Genomic DNA, 1,568 nt, shown 5'->3' on the forward strand with positions numbered 1-1,568 from the left:
CGTGCACCTGGAAGATGTGTTTAGCCAGATCCAGATCGGGTATTCGGCCTGACGGCAGAGCCCACCATGCTACGGTAAGTATTGCGCGTCAGGCTGATGTTAAAACGAGAGCTGTAGAGCATAACCTCAGTGGGAGAAGCACAGCATGAAGCACTATGCGGGTCTGGATGTTTCGGTCAAAGAGACATCGGTGTGCATTGTTGATGAGACGGGGAAGATCTGTCGTGAGATCAAGGTCGCCAGCCATCCGGACGACCTTGTGAATCTCCTAAAGGATGCCGCCTGGCACCTTGAGCGGATCGGACTCGAGGCAGGGCCGCTCTCTCAATGGCTCTTCGAAGGGCTCGTTACCGCCGGACTCCCTGTCGTGTGCATCGAGACGCGGCACGCCAAAGCCTTTCTCAAAGCCCAGGTGAACAAGACGGATCGCCATGACTCCCGCGGCATCGCCCAGATGATGCGGGTCAACCTGTTCCGGCCGGTGCATGTGAAGACGCTCTCAAGCCAAAAGCGTCGGGCGTTGCTGATGGCACGCAAGCTACTGCAGGAGAAAGCCCTCGCGGTGGAGAACGACATCCGCGGTCTGTTGCGCAACTTCGGGATCAAGGTTGGCATTGTGGGGGCGGTTCGGTTCGAGGCGCGCATCCGCGAGCTCGTCGAGAACATGCCCGATCTGATTGACATTATTGAACCGCTTCTTGAGGCCCGTCGGACCTTGCGCGAGCACTTTGCCACCTTGCACCGGAAGCTGCTGGAGCTGGTCCGGAATGATGAGGTGTGCCGGCGTCTGATGACGGTTCCAGGAGTGGGGCCTGTGGTGTCCCTGGCTTTTGTGGCGACGATCGACACACCAGCCCGGTTCCGGAGCTCCAAGGCGGTGGGGCCTGCTTTGGGGCTGACACCCGTCCTGCATCAATCAGGGGAGAGCAGCCGGGTCGGCCGGATCTCACTGTGCGGGGATGCCATGATGCGAACGCTGTTGTTTGAGGCGGCTCAGACCATGCTCACCCGCATGACCCGCTGGTCCTGGCTGAAAGCCTGGGCCATGAAGGTGGCCCAGCGGCGTGGCGGACGAAAGGCGGTCGTCGCACTGGCCCGCCGATTAGCGACCATCCTGCATCGCATCTGGTTAGATGGCACCGAGTTCCGCTGGACCCGAGAGGTTCGGGCTGCATGACCAGACCTGTCTGAGCCGAAGCTGTCGCGCCAGAGAGAAGCACAAGGTTCCGCCCTCAGGCGGATGTCTGTCCCTCGCGGGACGATGAATGAGGTGAGTCCGCACAGTCGGCTGTTCCTCCGGTCGAAGACAGGAAGGACGCGATCCAGATCGTTCCACTTCATTCTTCTGACCCCATAGTGGAAGGGCCGTTAGGCCGATTCCGGAGAGAAGCGAGAGCCCGCGGGACAGTTCCAGCCATGAGGTCGAGCCCGAAAGCGCTTGACTGGAGGCGGCCGAATAGAGAAGGCCGACTGTGGTAATCTGCATAGCGGACGCTCCCTCTCTTTGTGGCGATCTTCATGACGGCCACCCTTTGGCACTTTGATGCCGGTGAGCAGGGAGCGTCCAC

Annotated in this window: 1 protein-coding gene; it reads left to right on the plus strand. The window is 60.5% G+C overall.

Going from position 1 to position 1,568, the window contains the following annotated elements; all coding sequences use genetic code 11:
• Positions 1-145: 145 nt before the first annotated feature.
• A complete protein-coding gene (locus DC522_RS33405; protein ID WP_116532681.1) occupies positions 146-1,177 on the plus strand; it encodes an IS110 family transposase in 1,032 nt (343 codons plus the stop codon).
• Positions 1,178-1,568 lie beyond the last annotated feature (391 nt).

It is taken from the genome of Microvirga sp. KLBC 81 (genome assembly GCF_003075415.1).
Classification (GTDB): Bacteria; Pseudomonadota; Alphaproteobacteria; order Rhizobiales; family Beijerinckiaceae; genus Microvirga.

Excerpts from the sequence above, each read along its gene's own strand:
- DC522_RS33405 (WP_116532681.1), top strand. The coding sequence starts at position 146 with ATGAAGCACTATGCGGGTCTGGATGTTTCGGTCAAAGAGACATCGGTG.